The sequence below is a fragment of the Sphingomonas crocodyli genome, from assembly GCF_004005865.1.
In the GTDB taxonomy this organism is placed as follows: Bacteria; Pseudomonadota; Alphaproteobacteria; order Sphingomonadales; family Sphingomonadaceae; genus Rhizorhabdus; species Rhizorhabdus crocodyli.
Window position 1 is genome coordinate 94,955 of the sequence record NZ_SACN01000004.1, and the last position, 23,321, is coordinate 118,275.

A 23,321-nucleotide genomic window follows, 5' to 3' on the forward strand; every position below is an offset into this window, starting at 1 on the left:
TCAAAGTCCGTTACAGGGTGACGCCGCGTTTCCAGATGGCGATGCCGCGTTCGTCGTTGATTTCGTTGCGTGCGGCCTGACCCGAGGCGGTCGCGATCACGAGATCGAGCAGGGCGTCGGCGACCGGGTCCATCCCCGCCTCCAGCGCCTGACCCGCGTCGAAATCGATCCAGCCGGGCTTGTTGAGCGCGAGCGGGCTGTTCGACGCGATCTTGAGCGTGGGCACCGGGCTGCCCAGCGGGGTGCCGCGTCCTGTGGAGAACAGGGTCAGCGTCGCGCCGGCTGCGGCGAGCGCGCTGGTCGATACCGCATCATTGCCCGGCCCTTCGACGATCGCGAGACCCGGTTGCTGCGCGGCGCGATCGGCATAATGCAGCACCTGCGTGACCGGCACCGCCCCGCCCTTCTGCACCGCGCCGAGCGATTTTTCCTCCAGCGTGGTGATCCCGCCCTTGATGTTGCCGGGGCTGGGATTTTCGGAGACCGGCTCGCCATGATCGACGAAGTAACGCTTGAATCCGTCGACCATCGCCTCGAGCGCGTCATGCGTCGGTTCGTCCACGCAGCGATCGAGCAGGATCTGTTCGGCGCCGAACATTTCGGGGATTTCGGTGAGCACCACCGCGCCACCCGCATCGCCGACCGCGGTCGCGATCCGGCCGATCAGCGGGTTGGCGGTGAGGCCCGACAGCCCGTCCGATCCGCCGCACTTCACGCCGAGGCGCAGCGCCGACAGCGGCACCTCTTCGCGTTCGGCGGCGGCCAGCGTCGCCAGCTCGGCGATCGCGGCGAGGCCGTCGGCGATCTCGTCGCTCGATGCCTGTGCGCCGACGATGCGGATGCGGTCGCGGCGCTGCTCGGGGATCAGGTCCATCACGCCCGAAAGCTGGTTGGATTCGCAGCCGAGGCCCAGCAGCAGTACCCCACCCGCATTGGGATTGCATGCGAGCGACGCGATCAGCCGGGTCGTGCCGTCGAGATCGTCGCCCAGCTGCGAACAGCCGAAGGGGTGAGGAAAGGCATGAATTCCGTCGATCCCCGGCGGCAGGGCGCGGCCGGCGAGGGTCGCGAGCCGTTCGGCGGTGCGGCCGACGCAGCCGACGCTGGGGATGATCCAGATTTCGTTGCGCGTGCCGACCGATCCGTCGGGCCGGGGATAGCCGAGGAAGGTGCGATCCGCATTTGCCAGTGCACGCGGCGCGGGGGCGCCGCCAAAGGCGTGGCCGCCCTCCAGCCCCAGGGTCGTCGCAACATTGTGGCTGTGGACGTGCGCGCCCACGCCGATGTCGGCGGTCGCGCGGCCGAAGGGGAAGCCGTAGCGGATCGCGTCCTCTCCGGATGCGATCGGGGTGAGCGCGAATTTGTGGCCGGCAGGGATGTCATCGGCCAGGAAGACCTCCCTGCCGGCCACTACCACGGTCGCCCCGACAACTAGGGGGGCCAAGGCGACCGCGACATTGTCGCTCGGGTGAACCTGAACGGCCTGGGGCACGATATCAGGCGTCCACCGTCACCCGCTCAAGGCGAGGCGACAGCAGGTGAACAGCGAGCAAAGCGATGAAATAGGCGCTGCCCGCCACCGCAAAGAGCGGGACGTAGCTGCCGAACGTATCAAGGACATAGCCGGCATATTTGGCCATCAGCATGCCGCCGACCGCGCCGACCGTGCCACCGATGCCGACGACCGATCCCACCGCGCCGCGCGGAAACAGATCCGACGGCAAGGTGTAGAGATTGGCCGAGAACGCCTGATGCGCGGCGGTCGCGATGCCGATCACCAGCACGGCAACCCACAGATTGTCGATCGACTGAGCGAAGAAGATCGGCAGCACCGCGAAGGCGCAGAGCAGCATGGTGAGCTTGCGTGCCGCGTTGACGCTCTTGCCCGCTTTCATCAGCCGGCCGGACATCCAGCCGCCAAAGATGCTGCCGCCGTCGGAGAGCAGATAGATGACGACCAAAGGCGGACCGAAGCTGACCAGATCGAGGCCGTAGCGCTTGCCCAGATAGCCGGGCAGCCAGAACAGGAAAAACCACCAGATCGGATCGATGCAGAACTTGCCGAGCGCATAGGCCCAGGTTTCCTTGATCCCGATCAGGTTGCGCCAGCCGATCGGCACGACCGGATCGGCGGGATCCTGCTGGATGTAGGCGAGTTCGCCCGCCGTGACCTTCTTATGCTCGGTCGGGCGGCGATAGAGGAGGAGCCAGGCGGCGAGCCAGACCACGCCGAAGATGCCGGTCGCGACGAAGGCGAAGCGCCAGCCATAAGCGATCGTCAGCCACGGCACGAGCAAGGGCGTGATGATCGCGCCGATATTCGCGCCCGCATTGAACAGGCCGATCGCGAAGGCGCGCTCCTTCTGCGGAAACCATTCGGTGACGGCCTTGATGCCCGCCGGGAAGTTTCCGGATTCGCCGATGCCCAGACCCGAGCGGACCAGAGCGAATTGCAGCACGCTGTGGACGCCGCCGTGGGCGACGTGCGCCACCGTCCAGATCGCGACCGCGACCGCATAGCCCAGCCGCGCGCCGATCACGTCGACGATGCGGCCGAAACTGATGTACCCGAGCGCGTAGGCGGCCTGGAACCAGAAGACGATGTTGCCGTAATCGGTCTCCGTCCAGCCGAGTTCGGCGGACAAAGTGGGCTTGAGCACCCCGATCATCTGGCGATCGATATAGTTGATCGCGGTGGCGGCGAAGAGCAGCCACACCACGACCCAGCGATATCGTCCGACCTTTGGCACTTCGGTCAACTGCGTCACCATATCGTTCCTCGCTCTCCCGTGGGGTCTGCCGCCCCTATTCGGCCGCTGCCGTGATCGCTGGCTGCGCCGCGATCGTGCAGGCCAGCGTGCCGAAGCGACCGAAATCGGCCTCGAAATGCTGCCCCACCTTCACCGGGTGGACCCCGGTGATCGCGCCGGTGGAAATCCACCAGCCCGGCTCGATCGCGATTCCGCGCGCCACCATATTCTCGATCAGAAAGCGTGCCGACCCGATGACGCCATCGGGGAAACCGCTGGACCGCGCGGTGTTGATGACCTCGCCGTCGATCCGGCTGGTAATATCGACATCATCGATCCCCGCCGAACGCCAGTCGACCACTTCGGGACCGACGATCAGGCCGTTATTATTACCGAAATCGGACACAGTGACCGCGGGGCCATGTTCGTTGATTTCCGCGAAGGGCGAGCTGGCGATTTCGATCCCGATATGGACGACGTCGATGAGGTTCGCCGCTTCTTCAAGCGTGAAGCTGGTCTTGCCGGCTTCGGGCGTGGCGCCGATCCGCAGCAGATATTCGGCCTCAGCCGCGCCGAAACCTGCGGTGAAGATCAGCCCATCGGCGCCCGGCGCGATCACCTGTCCCACAAAGATCGGGCCGGCCAGGCGGCCCGCGCCGAAGCGTTCGGACATGGGCGGCCAGATGCGGCCGACCTTCCAGCCGCCAATCCCTTCGCCCACCAGCGCGATCGCTTCATCCTGAATCGCATAAGCTTCGGCCAGCGACTCGGGCATTTCACCCGGATATTCGGCAAGGCCCGTCGCGCTGCGACGCGCGCCAACGAAGCTCTTTGCAACGCTTTTCAATTCTTCCGGCGTTTTCACAGCCTGTCTTTCGCCCCTCTCCGATGATGCGGCACGATTATGGGAAACCGGTGTCAATGACAAGCCATGATGGACGCGCAATCGCTGGCGCATAGCTGATGCGGCGTTATAAGACGGGCTATGCCCAAGCCGACACCGGACGATGCCAACGCCCCGAAGCTGACGATCAACGACATTGCGGCGCTTGCCGGCGTGTCGAAAAAGACCGTCAGCCGCGTGATCAACCAATCGCCATTGCTCAACCAGGCGACCCGCGAAAAGGTCGAGGCGGTGATCCGCGAGACCGGATACACGCCCAATCCGCAGGCGCGCGCGCTGGCGCTGGGCCGCAACTTCCTGATCGGCCTGGTGTATGACAATCCGAACCAGCAGATGATCCTGAACATGCAGCGCGGCGCGCTGGAGGCGCTGCACGGCACCGAATTCGAACTGGTGATCCGCCCGGTCGATCGCGGTTCGGCCAAGGTGATGGACGATATTCGAAGCTTCATCGTCCGCCAGCGGCTCTACGGTGTCATCATCCTGCCGCCGCTGTCCGAGAACGACGCGATCGCGCGGATCTGCGACGAGGAAGGCTGCCGCTACGTCCGCATGGGATCGGCGGTGCTCGACGATCCCGAACATATGGTCGTTTCCAACGATCGCGATGCGGTGGCCGAAGCGGTGCGGCACCTGATCCAGCAGGGGCATAAGCGCATCGGCCTGATCGCCGGGCCGCACGGCTTCCGATCGGCCAAGGAGCGGCGCGAGGGCTTCGAACTGGCGCTGAGCGAGGCGGGAATCTCGCTGCCGCGCAGCCTGGTCGCCGACGGGCAATATACGTTCGAAAGCGGCGTTTCGGCGTGCGAAAGCCTGCTCGACCTGTCCCCCCGCCCCACCGCGATCTTCGCATCGAACGACGAAATGGCAGCGGGCGTGCTCTATGCCGCGCGGCTGCGCGGGATCGAGGTGCCCGACCAGCTTTCGATCATCGGGTTCGACGATACGCCGATCACGTCGCGCGTCTGGCCGCCGCTGACCACCGTGCGCTGGCCGATCGTCGCGATGGGCCGCGCGGCTGCGCTCAAGCTTATCGGCACCGCGATCGGCGAAGGGCATGACGTCAGCGAGCCATCGACCTTCAGTTCGACCCTGATCCGCCGCGCATCGGTTGCGCCCCCGCCAAGGGACTGATAGAGCCGCCTCGATTTGACACCGGTGTCTGACAATGGACAAAGACAGCCGGAGTTGCTGCCGCAAGGGACGAGGATCATGTTCGAGAAGACCTATCACGCCACCCACCCCGACATGATGGAGTGCGTGGACAATGATTCGCTGCGCGACCGCTATCTGGTCCCGGACATGTTCGTGGCCGGCGAGATCAAGCTGAACTATTCGCACAACGAACGCTTCGTGATCGGCGGCGCGGTGCCCGCGGGCAAGACGCTCACGCTGCCCGAACAGCAGGTGCCGCCGTCGGCCGCCGGCAAGCCCTTCCTCGAGCGCCGCGAAATGGGCGTCGTCAACATCGGCGGCCCCGGCGCGATTACCGTCGACGGCGAGCGTTTCGAACTCGGCAACAAGGAAACGCTCTACGTCCCGATGGGCTCGGTCGAGGTGAGCTTCGAAGGCGCCGAGGCGCGCTTCTACATCGCGTCGCTGCCCGCGCATAAGGTGTGCCCGATCAAGAAGATCACGCTCGATCAGGCGAACCCGCTTGAGCGCGGCGACCTGGCCAATTCGAACCACCGCACGATCTACCAGCTCGTCATCCCCGGCGTGTGCGAGAGCGCGCAGCTGCTGATGGGCCTGACCGTGCTGGAGACCGGCAGCGTGTGGAACACGATGCCCCCGCACCTCCACGACCGCCGTTCGGAAATCTACCTGTACTTCGACCTGCAGGGCGGCGACCGCGTGTTCCATTATATGGGCGAGCCGGACGCACTGCGCCACATCGTGATCGAGAATGAGGAAGCGGTGATCTCGCCCCCGTGGTCGGTCCACATGGGTTCGGGCACCAAGAGCTATGCCTTCATCTGGGCGATGGGCGGCGAGAATCTCGACTATACCGACATGAACGTGCTCGACATCTGCCAGCTGCGCTAAGCGACTGGCACGGGAGAGGATTGATATGAGCATGTTCGATCTCACGGGCCGTGTCGCGCTGGTCACCGGCGCGAACACCGGCATCGGTCAGGCGATCGCGGTCGCGCTGGCCGCGGCCGGCGCCGACATCGCCGCAGCGGGGCGCACCCCCGCCGAAGAGACGGTCGCCAAGGTGAAGGCGCTCGGCCGCCGCGCCGAGATCATTTCAGCCGACTTCGGTTCGATCGAGCCGGTCCAGCGCGTCGTCGACGAGACGATCGAAAAGCTGGGCGGGGTCGACATCCTGGTCAACAATGCCGGGATCATCCGCCGCGCCGACAGCGTCGATTTCACCGAGGCCGATTGGGATGCTGTGATCGACACCAACCTGAAGACCACCTTCTTCCTGTGTCAGGCCGCCGGCCGGCACATGATCGCGAACGGTGGCGGCAAGATCATCAACATCGCGTCGATGCTGACCTTCCAGGGCGGGATCCGCGTGCCGAGCTATACCGCGTCCAAGAGCGGCGTTGGCGGTCTCACCAAGCTGCTGGCGAACGAATGGGCGGCCAAGGGCGTCAACGTCAACGCGATCGCCCCCGGCTATGTCTCCACCAACAACACCACCGCGCTGCGCGAGGATGCCGATCGCAACAAGTCGATCCTCGATCGCATCCCGGCGGGGCGCTGGGCCGATGCCGACGATATGGGGGGCGCCGCCGTGTTCCTCGCATCGAAGGCGGCCGATTATGTCCACGGCCATATCCTGGCGGTCGACGGCGGCTGGCTCGCACGATGACCCGGCTGGTCGCGTTCGGCGAGCTGCTGATCCGGCTCTCCCCGCCCGACAAGCTGCTGCTCAAATCGGCACGCAGCCTCGATCTCCATGTCGGCGGCGCCGAGGCGAACGTCGCGATCGGCCTCGCCAGCCTTGGCCACGACACGGCGATGCTCAGCCGCGTCGCGGACAATGCGCTGGGCCAGATGGCACGGAGCAGCCTGGCGGCGGCGGGCCTCGACGTGCGCCATGTCGCCAGCGCACCGGGGCGGATGGGCCTCTATTTCCTGACGCCCGGTGCGGGGATGCGCCCGTCGGACATCGTCTATGATCGCGCAGGATCCGCCTTCGCGCTGTCGAGCGAGGAGGATTTCGACTGGGACGCCGCCTTTGCGGGCGCTACCCACCTGCATTTGTCGGGGATCACCCCTGCGCTGGGGCCGAAGTCGGCGGCGGCGGCGATCGCAGCGGCGAAGGCGGCCAAGGCGCGCGGGCTGACGCTGATCTTCGACGGCAACTACAGGGCAAGGCTCTGGGAAGCGTGGGACAGCAATCCGCGCGCGATCCTGACCGAGTTGATCGGCATGGCCGACATATTGTTCGGCAATCATCGCGACATCGCCCTGCTGCTCGATCGCCCGTTCAGCGGCGACGGATCGGAGCGGCGGCGCGAGGCGGCGCTGGCGGGGTTCGACGCCTTCCCGAACCTGAAGCTGATCGCGTCGACCGCGCGCCATGTCGAGGATGCCGACAGCAATCGCCTTGCCGCGCGGATCGACACGCCGGCGCAGGCCTTTCGCACCGACGAGGTGACGATCAGCGGCATCGTCGACCGGATCGGCGCGGGCGATGCCTTTGCCGCGGGCGTGCTGCACGGCCTGCTGACCCAGCCCGGCGACATTCAGGGCGCGGCGCAGGCGGGGCTGGCGCTGACCGCGCTCAAGCATTCGCTGCCCGGCGATGCGAGCCTGTTCGGACGCGAGGATATCGCGACCTTCCTGAGCGGGGAGCTTGATGTCCGCCGTTGATCGGCGGGCGTTTCTAACGGCGATGGCCGCGAGCATCGCGGTTCCGGCGCAGGCGAAGGGCGGCGATCCGATCGTCGCGACCATGGCGGGCCGATTGCGGGGCACGCGCGAGGGCGGCCTCTGTGTCTTCCGGGGCGTGCGATATGGCGAGGACACCAGCCGTCGCCGTTTCCAGGCACCCGAGCCGGTGCGGCCGTGGAGTGGCGCGCGCGACGCGACCGCCTTCACGCCCTCCTGCCCGCAGGCGAGCGCAGTCGGCGCGCAAGGCGAGGATTGCCTCGGTCTCAACATCTGGACGCCGGGGATCGACGCGGCGAAGCGCCCGGTGCTGCTTTACATCCACGGCGGGGCCTATTCGAACGGCAGCGTCGTCGATCCGCTCAATTATGGCGATCGGCTCGCGGCGGCAGGCGATGTCGTCGTCGTGACGGTGAACCACCGGCTCAACGCGCTGGGCTATCTCTATCTCGCGCGGCTCGATCCGCGTTTTGCGGACAGCGGCAATGTGGGGCAGCTCGATCTGATCCTCGCGCTGCAATGGGTGCGCGACAATATCGCGGCGTTCGGGGGCGATCCGGGCAAGGTGCTGGTCTTCGGTCAGTCGGGCGGCGGCGCGAAGATCGCGACGATGATGGGGATGCCGGCGGCGGAGGGGCTTTTCCACCGCGCAATCACGATGTCGGGGCAGCAGGTGACGGCGTCGGGACCGATCAATGCCGGGCGGCGGACTGAGGCTTTTCTGGCGAAGCTGGGCGTGCGGACGAACGATATGTCCCCGCTGCTGACGATGCCGGTCGAGCGGCTGATCGAGGCACTGGCGGCCGAGGATCCGATCTTGGGCGGCGGGCTCTACATGGGGCCGGTGCTCGACATGAAGTGGCTGACCCGCCACCCCTTCTGGCCCGATGCGAACCCGCAATCGAACGCCATTCCAATGATGCTGGGCAATACGCATGACGAGACTCGCGCCTTCATCGACGCGCGCGGGCCGAAGCTGGCGGGCCTGAGCTGGGACAATCTGGCGGCGCGGATGCAGCCCGAATTGCGAATCGACCTGCTGCCGGAATGGATCGTCGCGCAATATCGCGCGCATTTTCCGGACTGGTCGCCCGAGCGGATCTTCTATGCCGCGACGACGGCGGGTCGGAGCTGGCCCGGGCAGGTGATCGAGGCCGAGGCGCGGGCGAAGGCCAAGGCGCCGACCTGGGTCTATCAGGTCGATTTCGCGTCACCCACGCAACCGTGGAAGGGCGCGCCGCACATGATGGATATCGCGCTGGCGTTCGGCACACTCGATGCGCCGGGATCGCTAACGGGAACGGGCCAAGGTGCGCGGGCGGCGAGCAAGGCGATGATGGATCGCTTCATCGGCTTCGCGCGGAGCGGCGATGCCGGCTGGCCGCAATATCGGATCGATACGCGATCGACGATGATCTTCGATGCGGTGTCGCGGGTGGAAAATGATCCGCGTGGCTGGGAGCGTGAGTTGTTCGCGCGGGCGCCTTATATCCAGCCGGGGAGTTGAGGCGGGAGATTGCTCCCCCGCCCCATGCCTGTTCAGAAGGCGAAGACGACGCCCGCCATCGGGCGGATCGAATCGAAATCATAAGTGTCGGCCTGCAAGCGCAGACGCGGACCGCCTTCACCCAGGACGCCGGCGAGGCCGATATCCTTCGGGCCGACTTCGACACCGACGCCGTACATCATGTCGCTGCGATCGCCGAAGCCCTTGCGGCCGTTGACCCACTGGTAGCCGACCGAGGCGTAGATCAGCCCGCTCTGGCCCGCGCGCGCGCCAAAGCGGCCCTTCACGCCATATTCCCAGTCGATATCCTTGAAGCCCTTGGCGACATTGCCTTCGACACCGACGAAGACCGGGCCGAGCGGCATGTTCACGCCTGCCACACCCTCGATCAGCGCGCCGCCCATGCCGGCACGGCCGGGAACGCTGCCGAACTCGCTGTCGCGATCGAGACTGTGATAACCGCCGAGGATGCCGACATAGGGTTCGAAGCCGACGGCGGGTTCGCTGCCATCGGGCGACGTATCCTGCGCATAAGCGGCAGAACCGATCGACGCCGCAAGCGCGGCTGCGATGAGAGCAATTTTCATGGGGTATTCTCCAACTACTTTAATCTTCCGATGCGCGCTGCTGTTGCGTTGCGAGCACGGGCATCAGAACCGGCGCTGGAGCACTTTGTTCAATTAACTGAAAATGAACGATAATTTGTGGCAAATATACCACATCGGCTTATCCCGCGGTGCAATCGGCCTGTCCTGCTCCCTATAACCGTCATCCCGGCGGAGGCCGGGATCTCAGGAGATTGGGAGATGAGCACGACGCAGGAGGCGCCTGAGATCCCGGCCTCCGCCGGGATGACGAAAGAAGGCTATTTCGCTGCCACCGGATAGCTGATGATCAGCGCCAGCGGCTCCTTGCCGGTCTGGCGGATTCCGACATTCGCGCCGGTGTAGAGATAGGCGGCCATGCCGGGCTTGAGCGGCTTGTCGACCCCGTCCGAACTGACGACACCCTCGCCCGAGAGGACATAATAAACCTCGTCATGCGCGATAGGATGGAGGCCGATCGCGGCACCGACGTGGAGGACGCGCTTGCGAAACTCCATCGTGCGCGGCTGGGGCACCGCGTCGCTGATGCGATAGGCGGTGCTCATGCCGATTGCGCCGTGCGGCACCGGTTCGTCCCGCATCACGTCACGCTCGTCAATGACCGCCATTGGCGGCGCGGCAGCGAGGATAAGGGCGATTAAAGGGGTCATGTCACTGTCCTCCCATCGTTACCGGCAAACAATCGTTACTGACCACCTTGCCGCATCATCTTGTCGCGATCGGACAGATGCTCGGCGATCGCTTCCTTCTGGCCGGGATAGCGGCCCGATTTCGGCTCCATCGTGTCGAGGTTCCAGTCGGCCTCGACGAAGGGGGCCTTGGTGGGTTTGAACTGCGGATAGCCGCCGACGAGCTTTTCATCGTCGATGATCTCGCCGCGCCCTTCGGCGACGAAGAACAGGACGCGCAGATCGTCGGCATCACGATCCCAGGGGCGCGCGCCGGCATGCCAGAGGACATGGGTTTCGACGTCGCGCGACGGCAGGATATCGAGCCCATCCCACGCCGTCGGCGGGGCTTTCTCCTCGATCAGCTTCGCGCGGGTTTCACCGTAGCGGCCGAACATCGGCAGGGCTGCGCCCCATTTATCGACAGCGATATTGTCCTTGCCGAAATAGCGCAGATCGCCGTCGCCGCCGAGCATGAGGAAGGGCATGCCCGGCGCGGTCGAGACGCCGCCGCGCAGGACGTTGCCGATCGCGGTCAACTGCCCGTCCTGATAGGGATGCTCACCCCATTCGAGCGCCATGAGGTTGTAGTGGATGCCGCGCTCACCCGGATCATAGATGATGTTGTTCACCACCTCGGCGTGGACGCCGCCCTTGAGCAGCGGATTGCGCTCCTTATTGTGCGCGTAAATGTTACGATAGATCAGGATGTTGGTGGCGTTGTCGTGAAGGAGCGTGCCCTTCGAATGCTCGCCCTTCGGGTGGCTGGCATTGGCCAGTCCCTCGGCCGCGATATTATAGCTGAAGGTGATGTCGTGCGAGGTGCCCTTGCGCCATTCCTCGGGCGTCTTGCCGGTGAAACGCGGGCCGGAGGCCGACATATTCTCATCGATCGCCCAGCCGAAGGTGCAGTGATCGATGATCACGTTCGATGCGGCGACGGTGGAAAGCGCGTCCGCCTCCCACCCGCTCAGATGCGGCTGGCCATCGACGCCGGTGCGCACGCGGATATGGCGCATGATCACGTCGTGGGTCGCGATGTCGATGCCGGTGCGGATCAGCGTGATACCCGGCGACGGCGCGGTCTGGCCGGCGATCGTCAGATAAGGTTCGGTGATCTTGAGACCCTGCCGCCCCAGATCGATCACGCCGGCGACTTCGAACACGACGATGCGCGGGCCCTTCGCCTCGATCGCGGCCTTGAAACTGCCAGGGCCATCGGACGCGAGCGTGGTGACGCGGATGATCCGTCCGCCCCGTCCGCCGGGGGTTTTCGCGGCCCAGCCGACCGCGCCGGGAAAGGCGATCGGCGCAGCAGAAACACCGGACACAGGCTTTGGTTGTGCGGCGGAAAGTCCGCTGGAGGCCAGCACGACCGCGCCGAGCAGCAGACCGAGTTTTGAGCGACGCTTCATCATTACTCCTCTTCCCGTCATGTTCTTGACATCCCCGCAACACAGGAGCAAGGGGTTTTGACACCGGTGTCTGTGAACGGTCCAGCCAGGCCAGAAGCTGACGCGACAGACGGCAGAAATGCACCGGGAACAGGGCTGAAAGGGATGTCATGATGAAGGTTATTCGCTCCTCGCGTATCGATTCGCGCCGGTATTTGCTGGCCGCAGCATCGGTTGCCGCCATCACGCTGGGCGCCACGCCCGCTTTCGCGCAGGAAGCGCCGGCCGAGGTCGCTGACGAAACCGCACAGGAAATCGTTGTCACCGGTTTCCGCCAGTCGCTGAACTCGGCGATCGCGGCGAAGCGCGAAGCCACTGGCGTCGTCGACGTCATCAAGGCCGAGGACATCGCCGACTTCCCCGACAACAACCTGGCCGAGTCGATCCAGCGCATCCCCGGCATCGCGATCAACCGCGATCAGGGCGAAGGCCGCAACATTTCGGTCCGCGGCCTCGGCCCGATCTTCACCCGCGTCCGCATCAACGGGATCGAGGGCCTCTCGACCACCGGCGGCACCGACAGCTCGGGCGGCGCGAACCGCGGCCGCCAGTTCGATTTCAACACCTTCGCGTCGGAGCTGTTCAACTCGATCACCGTGCGCAAGACCGCGTCGGCCGATGTCGAGGAAGGCTCGCTGGGCGCGACCGTCGACCTGCAGACCGCGCGCCCGTTCGACTATAAGGACGATCTGACGATCGCCGGTTCGGGCGCCGTCGGCCTCAACGATTTCTCGAACGCGGTCGACCCCAAGCTGGCCGGCCTGATTTCGACCAAGCTGGCCGACGGCAAGGTCGGCATCCTCGTTTCAGCCGCCTATAGCGAGCGCGGTATCCGCGAAGAGGGTCCGTCGACCGTCCGTTGGGAACGCGGCACCGACAACGGCAATTTCGCCGCCGCCTCCACGCTGCCGCAGGGCGCGAGCCAGGGCTATGCCTTCTTCCACCCGCGCATCCCGCGTTACGACAGCCTGGTTTATAAGACCGAGCGTCTGGGCCTGACCGGCTCGCTCCAGTGGCAGCCGACCGACGCGACCCTGCTGACCTTCGACGCGCTCTATTCGCGCTTCAAGTCGAAGCGTGCAGAGCAGTATCTCGAGGCGATCAGCTTCAGCCGTTCGGGCACGGGCAAGCCGCAGACCGTGATCCTGCCGGGCGCCGTCGTCGACAGCACGAACAGCCTGGTCAAGGGCACGTTCAACAACGTCGATGTCCGCGTCGAGAGCCGCTATGACGAGCTGCAGACCGAGTTCCAGCAGTACACGCTGGCGCTGAAGCAGGATCTGGGCGAGCGCGCGCGGATCGACGTGCTGGGCGGCTATTCGAAGTCGGACTTCTCCAACCCGATCCAGACGACCGTCGCGCTCGATGCGAACAACGTCCAGGGTTACAGCTACGACTTCACCAACGGGCGCAACCCGACGTTCAACTATGGCAATCTGAACCCCGCCAATCCGAACGCCTACACGCTCGCCGAAATCCGCCTGCGCCCGCAGTTCGTGCAGAACGACTTCAAGGTCGGCCGCGCGCAGTTCGAGTTCGACGCGACCGACCAGATCAAGCTGCGCGTCGGCGGCGATTATAAGAAGTACGGTTTCGATTCGCAGGAATATCGCCGCGCAAGCGAAACGGCGGTGCCGACGCTGACGGCAGCACAGCTCGCCGCGCTGACCACCACTTACGCGATGAGCCCGGACACGCCGACCGGCGGCACCCCGCGCGCCTTCACCATCCCCAATCTGAACGCTTTCGCGGACAGCCTGGGCATCTATTCGAACAGCGGCACCTATGCGCTGACCGGTACGACCAACACCAACGCGCAGGGCAACTGGCGCGCGATCACCGAACGTGATCTGGGCGGCTATATCCAGGCAGCGTGGGACGTCGAAACCGACTTCGCCCGCATCCGCGGCGACGCGGGCGTGCGCTATGTCGACACCAAGCAGACCTCGTCGGGCTATACCGGCGGTGCGGCCGCGCTGCTCGTCACCGACAGCCGCAGCTATGGCCAGTGGCTCCCCTCGGCCAATGTCAGCTTCGAGTTTGATCGCAACTTCGTGGTCCGCGCAGCGGTCGCGCGGGTGATGACGCGTCCGAACCTGGGCAACCTCAACCCCACCGGCGCCTTCGCGGTGTCGGGTGGCAACCGCACCTACAATATCGGTAACCCCGACGTCGAACCGACGCTGGCGACCGATTACGACCTGTCGTTCGAATGGTATTTCGCCAAGGAATCGGCGATCGTCGTCGGCCTGTTCTATAAGGACATTTCCAGCTTCGTCGCGAACACCGCGCAGTCGATCCCGTTCAACCAGCTGGGCCTGCCCAATTCGCTGCTGACCGGCACCGGCGCGCTGCCGACCGACCTCGTCACCGTGACGCAGCCGGTCAATTCGAAGGGCGGCACGCTGAAGGGCGCCGAAATCGGCTTCCAGACGCCGTTCCGCTTCCTACCCGGCTTCCTGAGCAACCTCGGCATCCAGGCGAACTACACCTATGTGAAGTCGACGATCGAATATCCGCTGGCGACCGCCGCCGGCGCGCCGGTGGTGAAGCAGCCGCTGACCGATCTTTCGAAGCACAGCGCCAACGGCACGCTCTATTATGAAGACGAGCGTTTCAGCCTGCGCGGCTCGGTCGCCTATCGCAGCGGCTATCTGCAGGCGGGCGGCGTGCCCGGCCGCAACGGCGTGGCGCCGGGCGCAGGCCCGAACTTCAACACCAATGCGGGCCAGCCGACCTTCAACGACGTCGAAGGCGTGCATTCGACGATCAACGTCGACATGTCGGCTTCGGTGAAGATCAACGAATATGTCACGCTGACCGTCGAGGCGATCAACCTGACCGACCAATATGTCGATCAGTATATCGACAGCTCGGCCGATCGCCTGAGCGTCTATCACCATACCGGCCGCCAGTTCTATTTCGGCGGACGCTTCAAGTTCTGATCGGCCCCCACCCCGATCTGATACCTGCAACGGCCGGACGCGCTCCCAGCGTCCGGCCGTTTTCTTTTGGAAGGACTGCACGATGACGCTGGATCGACGGAGCGCGATGGCGGGGCTGCTGGGTGCGGCGGGCGTGATGGCTGCCGGCACCGCGCGTGCGCAGACCGCAGCGCCGGGCAGCGACAATTTCGCCGCCGCCTTGCCCCAGCCGACCGAGACGATCGACCTGTGGCCCAAGGGCGCGCCGGGCATGCCGGCGACGCCGCTGACCGAGACGGTGCAGGAGCGCAGCACCGACAAGCAGCTGAACGACCGCGCCGTCTGGGGGATCAGCCGCCCGCGTTTGGCCGTGTTTCGCCCGCTGCGGCCCAATGGCGCGGCAATCATGATCACGCCGGGCGGCGGCTATAAATGGGTGGTGGTGGACAAGGAGGGCTATGAGCTTGCCGCCCTGTTCGCCGCCGCCGGGATCACCTGCTTCGTCCTGTTCTACCGCCTGCCGCACGAAGGCTGGGCGGCGGGGCCGGATGTGTGCCTGTCCGACGCACAGCGCGCGATGCGGCTGATCCGCGCGCGGGCGGGCGAGTTTGCGATCGATCCGGCGCGGGTGTCGGCGATGGGATTTTCGGCGGGCGGGCACCTGTGCGCCGATCTGCTCGCGCGGTTCGACACGCCGACTTATGCTGCGGTCGATAAGGCCGATCGGCTGTCGGCCCGCCCCTTCGTCGCCGCGCCCATCTATCCGGTCGTGTCGATGAGCTTGCCCTTCGCGCACCCCGGATCGCGCGAAAAGATGCTGGGCGCGAACTCGAGCGCGGAGGCAGAACGCGCGCATTCGCCCGACCGCAACATCCCCGCCAACGCGCCGCCGACCTTCATCGTCCATGCCGAGGATGACGATGTCGTCCCGGTCGAAAACGCGCTTTTGCTGCGCGCAGCATTGCGCGCGCAAAAGGTGCCGGTGGAAACGCATCTGTTCACCCACGGCGGCCACGGCTTCGGCATACGCCGCGCGATGGGCAAGCCCGCCGCGCAATGGCCCGACCTGTTCCTCGCCTGGGCGCGGACGCAGGGGCTGTTCCAGGGATAGGGTTGATCGCCGCCCGCCTATGCTGCACCCCTTGGGGCAAAAGAGGAGGGGATGGTGGCGGACGAATTTCTGGACCTGTCGGCGCATGAACAGGTCACGGCCCTTGCTGCGGGCAAAGTCGGCGCGGTCGAGCTGATGCAAGCGGCGATCGCGCGAATCGAGGCGCGCGATGGCGTGGTCAATGCGGTGGTGGTGCGCGACTTCGATCGCGCGCTGGCGGCGGCGCGCGAGGCCGATGCTGCAATCGCACGCGGTGATCGTCGCCCGCTGCTGGGCCTGCCGATGACGGTCAAGGAATCGCACAATGTCGCGGGCCTGCCGACGACATGGGGGTTCGAACCGTTCCGCGACGCCATCGCCGACACCGACTCGCTGGGGGTCGAGCGGCTGAGGTCGGCGGGCGCGATCATCCTGGGCAAGACCAACGTGCCGACCTGGCTGGCCGACTGGCAGAGTGTCAATCCGATCTACGGCCGCACCACCAACCCTTATGACAGCGGGCGATCACCGGGCGGGTCGTCGGGTGGATCGGCGGCCGTGCTCGCGGCGCGGATGGTGGCGCTGGAATTCGGATCGGACATCGGCGGATCGATCCGCGTGCCCGCCGCCTTTTGCGGCGTCTATGGCCATAAGCCGAGCTGGCAACTGATCCCCGGACGCGGCCATGTGCCGCCCGCCGGCGAACCGGGCGCCTTCCCACACTTGTCCGTCGTCGGCCCGATGGCGCGGACCGCGCGCGATCTGGAGATCGCGCTCGATGTGCTGGCCGGGCCGGATAGCGATATGGCGGCGGGCTACCAACTCGCGCTGCGCGAACCGCGTGGGGAGCGGCTGTCCGACTATCGCGTACTGGTGGTCGATCGCATCGGCGATCTGCCGATCGACGGCGAGGTGACGGGTGCGCTGTCCGATCTGGTCGATCGGCTGGCGAAGGCGGGCGTGACGATTATCCGCGACGCATCGATCCTGCCCGACCTGGTCGCGGCGCGTGCGGCCTATGGAACGATGGTGACGACGATCACGAGCGCACGATCGGGCCAGCCCGCCCAGATCGACGCGCATGGCTGGATCGAGATATTGAACCATCAGGCGCGCTTCCAGCGGGCCTTCGCAGCCGCCTTCCGGCAAGTCGATATCGTGCTGAGCCCGGTGTTCGGGACGGCCGCCTTCCCGCATAATGACGCCGAACCGATGAAGCGCGTTCTGACAATCGACGGACAGGACAGCCCCTATTTCAATCAGATCGGCTGGATCGCGCCGGCGACCTTCGGCCATCTGCCCGCCACCTCCGCCCCCATCGCGCAGACGGCAGGCGGGCTGCCGATCGGCGTACAGATCATCGGCCCATCGCTGGAGGACCGCACCCCGATCCGCTTCGCGCGGCTGATCGAGGAGGCGTTCGGGGGGTATCGGCCGCCGGTAGGCTTCTAGATCCTCTCCCGGAGGGAGAGGGGGACCGCCCGCAGGGTGGTGGAGAGGTATTGGCCGGCAGCGAAGGCATCGCCTGTGGCGAATACCCCTCCACCGGCTGCGCCGGTCCCCCTCCCCCTCCGGGGGAGGATCAAGATTATAGCGGGGCGCTGACCAGTGCGCGGACGCCCTTGTGGGCGCTGTCGTAACTGATCTCGGCCTGCAGGCTCGACGCCATCGACCGGATCAGCTTGGTGCCCAGGCCCGTGCCGCGGATCTTGCCGTCCGCCGGAAGGCCCGCGCCATCATCCTCGACGCTGAGCACGAAGCGGTCGCCCGAGGCCGAGAGCGTGATCCGCACCTCGCCGCGCGTGTCGACCGCATAAGCATATTTGCACGCGTTGCTGACGAGTTCGTTGACGATGATGCCGAGCGACACGGCACGGTCGGTCTTGAGCCGCACCGGTTCCGCCGTCAGCCGCAGCGGACGATGCCCGTCATAGGCGGACCAGGTCGCCTCCAGTTCGGCGACGAGCGCGTCGAGATAGTCGTCCATCGCGACATATTCGACATCGTCCGACGAATAGAGCCGGCGGTGGACATGCGCGATCGCCTGAATACGCTGCTCGGTCTCGGTCAGCGCCTCGCGCGCCGCAGCGTCGGCGATCGACGAACCCTGCAGCCGGACGAAGGCCGAGACGAGCTGGAGCGAATTGGCGACGCGGTGGTTGACCTCTTTCAGCAGGGTTTCGAGCCGGGCGTTGGACGCGCGCAATTCCTGTTCCACCGCCTCCTTCGCGCCGAGCAGCGCGACGCGCTCGAGCGCCTGACGGAAGCTGGAGGCGAGCAGATCGAAGAAATCGTCGCCGACCGCCTTCACGACATAGTCGGCCGCCCCCGCCTTCAGCGCGGCGACCGCGATACGGCTTTCTTCCGACCCCGTCACATAGACGATCGGCGGACAATCGGGGACGGCCTGGAGCGCGTTGATGGTCGTGAGGCCATCCTGCCCCGGCATATAATGATCGACCGCGATCAGATCGAACGCGCCCTCGCGCGCCATCGCCAGCCCCTGCGGGCCGGATTCGGCGAGACTGACGGTGAAGCCGCGACGGGACAAAGCCTTGTCCGCGAGGCGCCGTATCCCCGCGTCATCATCGATGTAGAGAATGTGCGGAGCGGGATCGCTCAACCGGCATTCTCCGGCTCGGGCACCTGGATCACCGACAGGAACAGGCCGAGCTGGCGGATCGCATCGGCGAAATTCTCATAGTTCACCGGCTTGGTGATATAGACGTTGCAGCCCAGATCGTAGCAGCGCTGGATCTCGATCTTGTCGTCGGTGGTGGTGAGGACGACGACGGGCGTGCGCTTGAGCGGGCTGCCCTCCGCCTTGATCTTCGCCAGGATGTCGGTGCCCGACATATCCGGCAGGTTGAGATCGAGCAGGATCAGCGCCGGGCCGTTCTTCGCCGGGCCATCGGGCGCGTTGTAGAGATATTCGAGCGCCGAAGTGCCGTCCATGAAGTGACGGATCACGTTCGAAATGCCCGCGCGGCGGATGTTCTTTTCGATCAGGCGAGCATGACCTTCGTCATCCTCGATCATCACGATGTTGACCGGCTGATGCTCCGTCATGCGTCCACGTCCCCTGTCTTCAAGACCGTCGGCAGGGAGAGCCGGAAGGTCGAACCATGATGAAGCTCCGACCGCACATCGACGAGCCCGCCGAGGCGATACGCGAGCGCGCGCACATGCGCCAGCCCTATGCCTTCGCCCGGCTGATCCTGCGCGCCGGATCGGCGGAAGAGATCGAAGACACGATCATGATCGCGCGGATCGATGCCGCGGCCATTGTCGATCACCTCATAGACGATGCGATCGCGATCGACCCGGCCGGTGACGCGGATATGGCCGGGGCGGCCGGGCTGGAGATATTTGAGCGCATTCTCGATCAGGTTCGACAGCATCTGTTCGAGCGAGAAGCGGTCGGTGGTGATGGCGGGCAGCGCCTCAATCTCGATCTCGGCGCCCTTCTCCGTCACCTTGTGCTGCAGGCTGTCGACGATCGACTGGGTGAGCGCGGTCACTTCGATCCGTTCAGGCGCGATCGTGCGGCGGCCTTCACGCGACAGGCGCAGGATCGCGTTGATCAGGCGGTCCATCTTCTGCGTCGACGTGCGGATGAAGCCGATCGCCTCGGGCAGATCCTCGTCGACCGCGAGCTTCACGTCCCTATCGACCAGATCGGGCTGATCCTCGGCCAGCTTGTCGACGAAGGTCCCCACCGTCTTGCGCGCGGCATCGAGTTCGGCGGTGAAGCCCATCACGTTGACGAGCGGCGAACGCAGATCGTGCGAGACGATATAGGCGAAACGCTGGATCTCCTCATTCGCGCGCTGCAACTCGACCGTGCGTTCGGAGACGATGAGTTCGAGGTCGTCATTGAGGCGGCGCAGTTCGGTGCGCGAGGCATCGAGTTCGCGGGTGTAGCGCAGCATGATCGTCAGCGTGACGGCCGCGACCAGCATGATCATCAACCCGGCGAGGCTCAGCACGCCGTAGAAGAAGGTCAGCGTCTCCGCCTGCTGCACATCGCGAGACGCGAGCAGCGCGCGTTCTTCATGCAGCATCTGCTGCGCCACCGCGCGGGCTTCGCGCGTGAGCAACACGCCCGGATCGGTCCGGAACCCCCGGACAATCGCGCGGCGTTCGTCGATCGTGGCGGCGGCCGCGCGCCGTTCGGCGGCTTCATGGCCATCCAGGATCGCCGCCATACGTTCGGTGCGCTGGCGCTGGGCCGGATTGTCGATCGTCAGCTCGACGAGACGCTTGAGGCTGGCACGGGTCGTGGCGAGCGATTCCGCCATGATCTTGCCGAACTCGGGCTGGCCGGTCAGCAGGATGCCGCGCCGCGCCGTTTCGATCCGTTCGAGCCCACTGGCGAAGTCGGATATCTGCGCCTCGACCGACAGGGTGTGCTGCACCCAGTTGGCATTGTCCTCATTCTGCGATTGCAGCCACGCGACCGCCGCCGCTGCGCCGAGCAGGGCGAGGAAGCCGATGGTGAGGAGACCGAACAGGCGGCGCGTGAAGCTGCGCTGCGCCAAAGTGCGGACGTCGGGAGATTTGACCATATCAGCGACTTAACCGGGCCCGTCACAATGTCCAATCCCGATCGCATAACAGGGATTAGTCGGCCGATATGTCCATTTTTGAACATCGGTCTCGCGATCGATCGCAGCGCGGCGGATTGCCTTCGCCTCCGTGACAGGCTTCCTTGGCGAAAAGCCGGCCCAAACCAACGCAAGGGACCAGCGAAAGGGAGAGACGATGACGGCGGACACTGGGCGCCGGGGAAGCACCACCTATCAGGCTTATGTCCTGTTCGTATTGTTCGCGGTGAACGTACTCAACTTCGCCGATCGATCGATCCTGAGCATGCTCGCCGATCCGATCAAGCACGATCTGGCGCTCACCGACGCGCAGATCGGGATGCTGGTGGGCACCTTCTTTGTCCTGCTCAACAGCATTGCCGGGCTGGCGATGGGGGCGATCGTCGACGGATGGCTGCGCAACCGGCTGCTCGCGGTGGGGGTTGGCCTGTGGTCCGCGCTGACTGCCTTGTCGGGCTTGTCGACCAGCTTCGTTCAATTGGCGCTCGCGCGGATCGGCGTGGGGCTGGGCGAGGCGGTGGGCAGCCCGGTCAGCCATTCGCTGATCGGTGATGTCTTCACCGCCGAGGGGCGCGGGCGCGCCTTCGCCTTGTTCTTCTGCGCGCCGTCGGTCGGTATCGCGACCTGCCTCGCCATATCGGGCGGGATCGTGCAGGCCTGGCCGCAGCAATGCGGCGCGCTGGGGCTGTGCGAAGTCGCGGCGTGGAAGGTGCCCTTCTTCGTCTTTGGTGTGCCGGGCCTCATCTTCGCAGTGCTCGCCGCCTTCATCCGCGATCCGGCGGGCGACGCGCTGACGCGCCGGGATGCGCGGCCGGGCGCGGTGGCGATGCGCGAGATTGTGGCGCTGCTGCCCCCCTTCTCGATCATCGTCGCGGGCAAGCTGGCGGGAGCGCGGGGCTTGCGCATCAACCTGACGATCGCCGCGATCGTCGTCGGGATCGCAGGCGTGCTGATCGCGATGACGGGCGATTGGGTCCAGTGGATCAGCGTGGGCGCGGCCTTCTATGCACTCGGATCGTGGGCGCAGGGGCAATATCATCGCGATCCGGCGGTCCACGCGCTGACGACCGGATCGCCCGCTTTCCTGAGCGCGGTGCTGGGCGCGGCTCTGGTCGGCACGGCAAGCGGCGCGATCGGTTTCTGGTGCATCCCCTTCGCGCTGCGTGAAATCGGGATGGATCATGCGCAAGCGGGCAGGGTGCTGGGCCTGTGCATCGCGGGTGGATCGATCAGCGGGACGTTGCTGGGCGGTCTGATCGCCGATCGCTGGCGGCGCAGCAATCCGGCAGCGGCGCTTTGGGTCGCGGGGTTTTCGATGGTCGGATCGGCGGCGGCGACGGTCGCGATGATCAACGTGCGCGATCCCGCCGCTTATGCCGTGGCGGTGACGGGCTTCATGATCGCGACGACGATGTGGGCGCCGGGGATCGCGGCTCTGGTACAGGATCTGATCCCCACCCCGATGCGCGGGCGCGTGGCGGCGCTCTACACCGTGTCGCTGACCCTGATCGGCATGTCGGCCGGCCCGTACATGATCGGCAAGGTCGCCGATCTTTCGGGCTCGTTGCGCATCGCGATGCTCAGCCCTTATGCGGCCTTGCCGCCCTGCCTGCTGCTGCTCGCGTTCGCGATGCGGCGCCTGTCCGCCGCCTATCGCGCGCGCGACCAATATCTGACGGAGATGATCGATGGCCTATGACATGCTCGCCGGGGTGAAGGTGGTCGAACTGGCGATGTACGCCTTCGCCCCCTCCTGCGCTGCCGTGCTGGCCGACTGGGGGGCGGAAGTCGTCAAGATCATGCCGCCTTCGGGGGGCGATCCGATGGCGAACCCCAAGGGAATCGCCGGCCTGCCCGACAAGGATGTCGGGATCAGCTTCATGTGGGAGCAGCTCAATCGCGGCAAGCGCTGCATCGTCCTCGACGTCGCCACGCCCGAGGGGCGCGATATCCTGTTCAGGATGCTGGAGGAGGCCGACGTCTTCATCACCCACCTGCTTCCCAATGCGCGCAGGAGGCTGGGGATCGATGTCGACGATCTGACGGCGCGTTTCCCGAAGCTGATCTACGCGCGCGCATCGGGGCATGGCGCGAAGGGGCCGGAAGCGCCGCTGGGCGGTTTCGACCACACCGATTTCTGGGCGCGATCGGGCATGGCGCACGCCGCCAGCCTCGCCTCCGACGAGTTCGTGCCGCAGCCGGGGCCGGCATTGGGCGACAGCACGTCGGGCATGTTCATGGCGGGCGGGATCGCCGCCGCCCTGTTCCGGCGCGAGCGGACGGGCAAGGGCGGCGTGGTCGACGTGTCGCTGCTGTCCTCGGCCGCCTGGGCCTTCGCGCCCGGCATCGTCGCGAGCAAATTGTTCGACGTCGACACGATCCCGCGCCTGCGCCACGCCGATCAGCCCGCCGCCACCGTCGCCGCCTATCGCACGCGCGACGGGCGTGAGATCTATTTTGCGGGCGTGCCGAGCGACAAGGTCTTCGCCGAACTCGCCACCGCCTTCGGCGCCCCCGAACTGGCGAGCGACCCGCGCTTTGCCGACCTCGCATCGCGCAAGGCCAATGCCCGCGCCTCGATCGAGATTTTCGACGCGATGTTCGCGAAGCACGACCTCGCCGAATGGAAGGAGAAGCTGAAAGGCGTCAGCATCCCCTGGGCCGTGATCCAGACCGCGCGCGAGGCGAGCGAGGACGTGCAGGTGCTAGCCAATGGCTACGTCATGCACGTCGAAGGGCAGGCCGGCGATTACGCGCTGGTCGCCAGCCCGGCGCAGTTCGATGGCGCCGCGCCGTCGGTCATGCGCGCACCGACGATCGGCGAGCATAGCGACGCGGTGCTGCGCGAACTCGGGCTCGACGATGCGAGGATTGCGGCGCTGCGTGAGGGTGGCGTGGTCGCCTAAAAATCCTCCCCCGCCAGGGGGAGGTGGCGCCGAAGGCGACGGAGGGGGAGGATGCGA

The 23,321-nt window shown here is 65.9% G+C and carries 19 protein-coding genes; 10 read left to right on the forward strand and 9 right to left on the reverse strand.

What is annotated here, in order from left to right:
* Positions 1 to 10: 10 nt before the first annotated feature.
* Genes EOD43_RS20465 through EOD43_RS20475 form a run of 3 tightly spaced genes read right to left on the reverse strand, consistent with a single transcriptional unit; the run spans position 11 to position 3,615 of the window.
* Complete coding sequence (locus EOD43_RS20465; RefSeq protein WP_127745912.1) at positions 11 to 1,492, reverse strand: UxaA family hydrolase; 1,482 nt, start codon at positions 1,490 to 1,492, stop codon at positions 11 to 13.
* 4 nt (positions 1,493 to 1,496) lie between these two features.
* Complete coding sequence (locus EOD43_RS20470) at positions 1,497 to 2,771, reverse strand: MFS transporter (protein ID WP_127745913.1); 1,275 nt, start codon at positions 2,769 to 2,771, stop codon at positions 1,497 to 1,499.
* Positions 2,772 to 2,805: 34 nt separating this feature from the next.
* Positions 2,806 to 3,615 (reverse strand): 2-keto-4-pentenoate hydratase, encoded by an 810-nt coding sequence (locus tag EOD43_RS20475; RefSeq protein ID WP_206363612.1) that lies wholly within the window; start codon positions 3,613 to 3,615, stop codon positions 2,806 to 2,808.
* A gap of 120 nt (positions 3,616 to 3,735) precedes the next feature.
* Here EOD43_RS20475 and EOD43_RS20480 point away from each other — a divergent pair, with 120 nt between their 5' ends.
* The 5 genes from EOD43_RS20480 to EOD43_RS20500 all read left to right on the forward strand — a co-directional run bounded on the left by EOD43_RS20480 (position 3,736) and on the right by EOD43_RS20500 (position 9,010).
* A complete protein-coding gene (locus tag EOD43_RS20480; protein WP_127745914.1) occupies positions 3,736 to 4,788 on the forward strand; it encodes a LacI family DNA-binding transcriptional regulator in 1,053 nt (350 codons plus the stop codon).
* A gap of 78 nt (positions 4,789 to 4,866) precedes the next feature.
* A complete protein-coding gene (kduI, locus tag EOD43_RS20485; RefSeq protein ID WP_127745915.1) occupies positions 4,867 to 5,700 on the forward strand; it encodes a 5-dehydro-4-deoxy-D-glucuronate isomerase in 834 nt (277 codons plus the stop codon).
* Positions 5,701 to 5,725: 25 nt separating this feature from the next.
* Positions 5,726 to 6,478 carry a 2-dehydro-3-deoxy-D-gluconate 5-dehydrogenase KduD gene (kduD, locus tag EOD43_RS20490; protein WP_127745916.1) on the forward strand — a complete coding sequence of 251 codons (753 nt, stop codon included), beginning with the start codon at positions 5,726 to 5,728 and terminating at the stop codon, positions 6,476 to 6,478.
* The gene (locus tag EOD43_RS20495) at positions 6,475 to 7,485 is read left to right on the forward strand and encodes a sugar kinase (protein WP_127745917.1); all 1,011 of its coding nucleotides are present in this window, start codon (positions 6,475 to 6,477) and stop codon (positions 7,483 to 7,485) included. Before kduD ends, EOD43_RS20495 begins: the two co-directional genes overlap by 4 nt.
* Positions 7,472 to 9,010 carry a carboxylesterase/lipase family protein gene (locus EOD43_RS20500; protein ID WP_127745918.1) on the forward strand — a complete coding sequence of 513 codons (1,539 nt, stop codon included), beginning with the start codon at positions 7,472 to 7,474 and terminating at the stop codon, positions 9,008 to 9,010. The genes EOD43_RS20495 and EOD43_RS20500 overlap by 14 nt, the downstream gene beginning before the upstream one ends.
* A 32-nt stretch (positions 9,011 to 9,042) precedes the next feature.
* On the opposite strand, the gene EOD43_RS20505 is transcribed toward EOD43_RS20500, so the two are convergent.
* The 3 genes from EOD43_RS20505 to EOD43_RS20515 all read right to left on the reverse strand — a co-directional run bounded on the left by EOD43_RS20505 (position 9,043) and on the right by EOD43_RS20515 (position 11,701).
* The gene (locus EOD43_RS20505; RefSeq protein WP_127745919.1) at positions 9,043 to 9,597 is read right to left on the reverse strand and encodes an opacity protein; all 555 of its coding nucleotides are present in this window, start codon (positions 9,595 to 9,597) and stop codon (positions 9,043 to 9,045) included.
* Positions 9,598 to 9,875: 278 nt separating this feature from the next.
* Complete coding sequence (locus tag EOD43_RS20510; RefSeq protein WP_127745920.1) at positions 9,876 to 10,265, reverse strand: cupin domain-containing protein; 390 nt, start codon at positions 10,263 to 10,265, stop codon at positions 9,876 to 9,878.
* A gap of 35 nt (positions 10,266 to 10,300) precedes the next feature.
* Complete coding sequence (locus EOD43_RS20515; RefSeq protein ID WP_420822468.1) at positions 10,301 to 11,701, reverse strand: pectate lyase family protein; 1,401 nt, start codon at positions 11,699 to 11,701, stop codon at positions 10,301 to 10,303.
* A gap of 146 nt (positions 11,702 to 11,847) precedes the next feature.
* Here EOD43_RS20515 and EOD43_RS20520 point away from each other — a divergent pair, with 146 nt between their 5' ends.
* The 3 genes from EOD43_RS20520 to EOD43_RS20530 all read left to right on the forward strand — a co-directional run bounded on the left by EOD43_RS20520 (position 11,848) and on the right by EOD43_RS20530 (position 17,203).
* The gene (locus EOD43_RS20520) at positions 11,848 to 14,682 is read left to right on the forward strand and encodes a TonB-dependent receptor (protein WP_240653433.1); all 2,835 of its coding nucleotides are present in this window, start codon (positions 11,848 to 11,850) and stop codon (positions 14,680 to 14,682) included.
* 82 nt (positions 14,683 to 14,764) lie between these two features.
* Entirely contained in the window at positions 14,765 to 15,772 is a 1,008-nt protein-coding gene (locus tag EOD43_RS20525) for an alpha/beta hydrolase (protein WP_127745922.1), read from the forward strand.
* Between the two features lie 54 nt (positions 15,773 to 15,826).
* Positions 15,827 to 17,203 carry an amidase family protein gene (locus EOD43_RS20530; RefSeq protein ID WP_206363613.1) on the forward strand — a complete coding sequence of 459 codons (1,377 nt, stop codon included), beginning with the start codon at positions 15,827 to 15,829 and terminating at the stop codon, positions 17,201 to 17,203.
* Between the two features lie 136 nt (positions 17,204 to 17,339).
* Here EOD43_RS20530 and EOD43_RS20535 read toward each other — a convergent pair whose 3' ends face one another.
* Genes EOD43_RS20535 through EOD43_RS20545 form a run of 3 tightly spaced genes read right to left on the reverse strand, consistent with a single transcriptional unit; the run spans position 17,340 to position 20,319 of the window.
* Entirely contained in the window at positions 17,340 to 18,374 is a 1,035-nt protein-coding gene (locus EOD43_RS20535; protein WP_127745924.1) for a histidine kinase dimerization/phosphoacceptor domain -containing protein, read from the reverse strand.
* A complete protein-coding gene (locus EOD43_RS20540; RefSeq protein WP_127745925.1) occupies positions 18,371 to 18,820 on the reverse strand; it encodes a response regulator in 450 nt (149 codons plus the stop codon). The genes EOD43_RS20535 and EOD43_RS20540 overlap by 4 nt, the downstream gene beginning before the upstream one ends.
* Positions 18,817 to 20,319 carry a sensor histidine kinase gene (locus tag EOD43_RS20545; protein ID WP_127745926.1) on the reverse strand — a complete coding sequence of 501 codons (1,503 nt, stop codon included), beginning with the start codon at positions 20,317 to 20,319 and terminating at the stop codon, positions 18,817 to 18,819. Before EOD43_RS20545 ends, EOD43_RS20540 begins: the two co-directional genes overlap by 4 nt.
* A gap of 196 nt (positions 20,320 to 20,515) precedes the next feature.
* On the opposite strand from EOD43_RS20545, the gene EOD43_RS20550 reads away from it, so the two are divergent.
* Positions 20,516 to 22,057, forward strand: coding sequence for an MFS transporter (locus EOD43_RS20550; RefSeq protein WP_127745927.1), 1,542 nt, complete (start codon positions 20,516 to 20,518; stop codon positions 22,055 to 22,057).
* Complete coding sequence (locus EOD43_RS20555; protein WP_127745928.1) at positions 22,047 to 23,264, forward strand: CaiB/BaiF CoA transferase family protein; 1,218 nt, start codon at positions 22,047 to 22,049, stop codon at positions 23,262 to 23,264. Before EOD43_RS20550 ends, EOD43_RS20555 begins: the two co-directional genes overlap by 11 nt.
* Positions 23,265 to 23,321: the final 57 nt, after the last annotated feature.

Coding starts and splice junctions, on each gene's coding strand:
- EOD43_RS20470 (WP_127745913.1), bottom strand. CDS start 2,771: ATGGTGACGCAGTTGACCGAAGTGCCAAAGGTCGGACGATATCGCTGG.
- EOD43_RS20480 (WP_127745914.1), top strand. CDS start 3,736: ATGCCCAAGCCGACACCGGACGATGCCAACGCCCCGAAGCTGACGATC.
- kduI (WP_127745915.1), top strand. CDS start 4,867: ATGTTCGAGAAGACCTATCACGCCACCCACCCCGACATGATGGAGTGC.
- kduD (WP_127745916.1), top strand. CDS start 5,726: ATGAGCATGTTCGATCTCACGGGCCGTGTCGCGCTGGTCACCGGCGCG.
- EOD43_RS20495 (WP_127745917.1), top strand. CDS start 6,475: ATGACCCGGCTGGTCGCGTTCGGCGAGCTGCTGATCCGGCTCTCCCCG.
- EOD43_RS20500 (WP_127745918.1), top strand. CDS start 7,472: ATGTCCGCCGTTGATCGGCGGGCGTTTCTAACGGCGATGGCCGCGAGC.
- EOD43_RS20505 (WP_127745919.1), bottom strand. CDS start 9,597: ATGAAAATTGCTCTCATCGCAGCCGCGCTTGCGGCGTCGATCGGTTCT.
- EOD43_RS20510 (WP_127745920.1), bottom strand. CDS start 10,265: ATGACCCCTTTAATCGCCCTTATCCTCGCTGCCGCGCCGCCAATGGCG.
- EOD43_RS20515 (WP_420822468.1), bottom strand. CDS start 11,701: ATGATGAAGCGTCGCTCAAAACTCGGTCTGCTGCTCGGCGCGGTCGTG.
- EOD43_RS20520 (WP_240653433.1), top strand. CDS start 11,848: ATGATGAAGGTTATTCGCTCCTCGCGTATCGATTCGCGCCGGTATTTG.
- EOD43_RS20525 (WP_127745922.1), top strand. CDS start 14,765: ATGACGCTGGATCGACGGAGCGCGATGGCGGGGCTGCTGGGTGCGGCG.
- EOD43_RS20540 (WP_127745925.1), bottom strand. CDS start 18,820: ATGACGGAGCATCAGCCGGTCAACATCGTGATGATCGAGGATGACGAA.
- EOD43_RS20545 (WP_127745926.1), bottom strand. CDS start 20,319: ATGGTCAAATCTCCCGACGTCCGCACTTTGGCGCAGCGCAGCTTCACG.
- EOD43_RS20550 (WP_127745927.1), top strand. CDS start 20,516: ATGACGGCGGACACTGGGCGCCGGGGAAGCACCACCTATCAGGCTTAT.
- EOD43_RS20555 (WP_127745928.1), top strand. CDS start 22,047: ATGGCCTATGACATGCTCGCCGGGGTGAAGGTGGTCGAACTGGCGATG.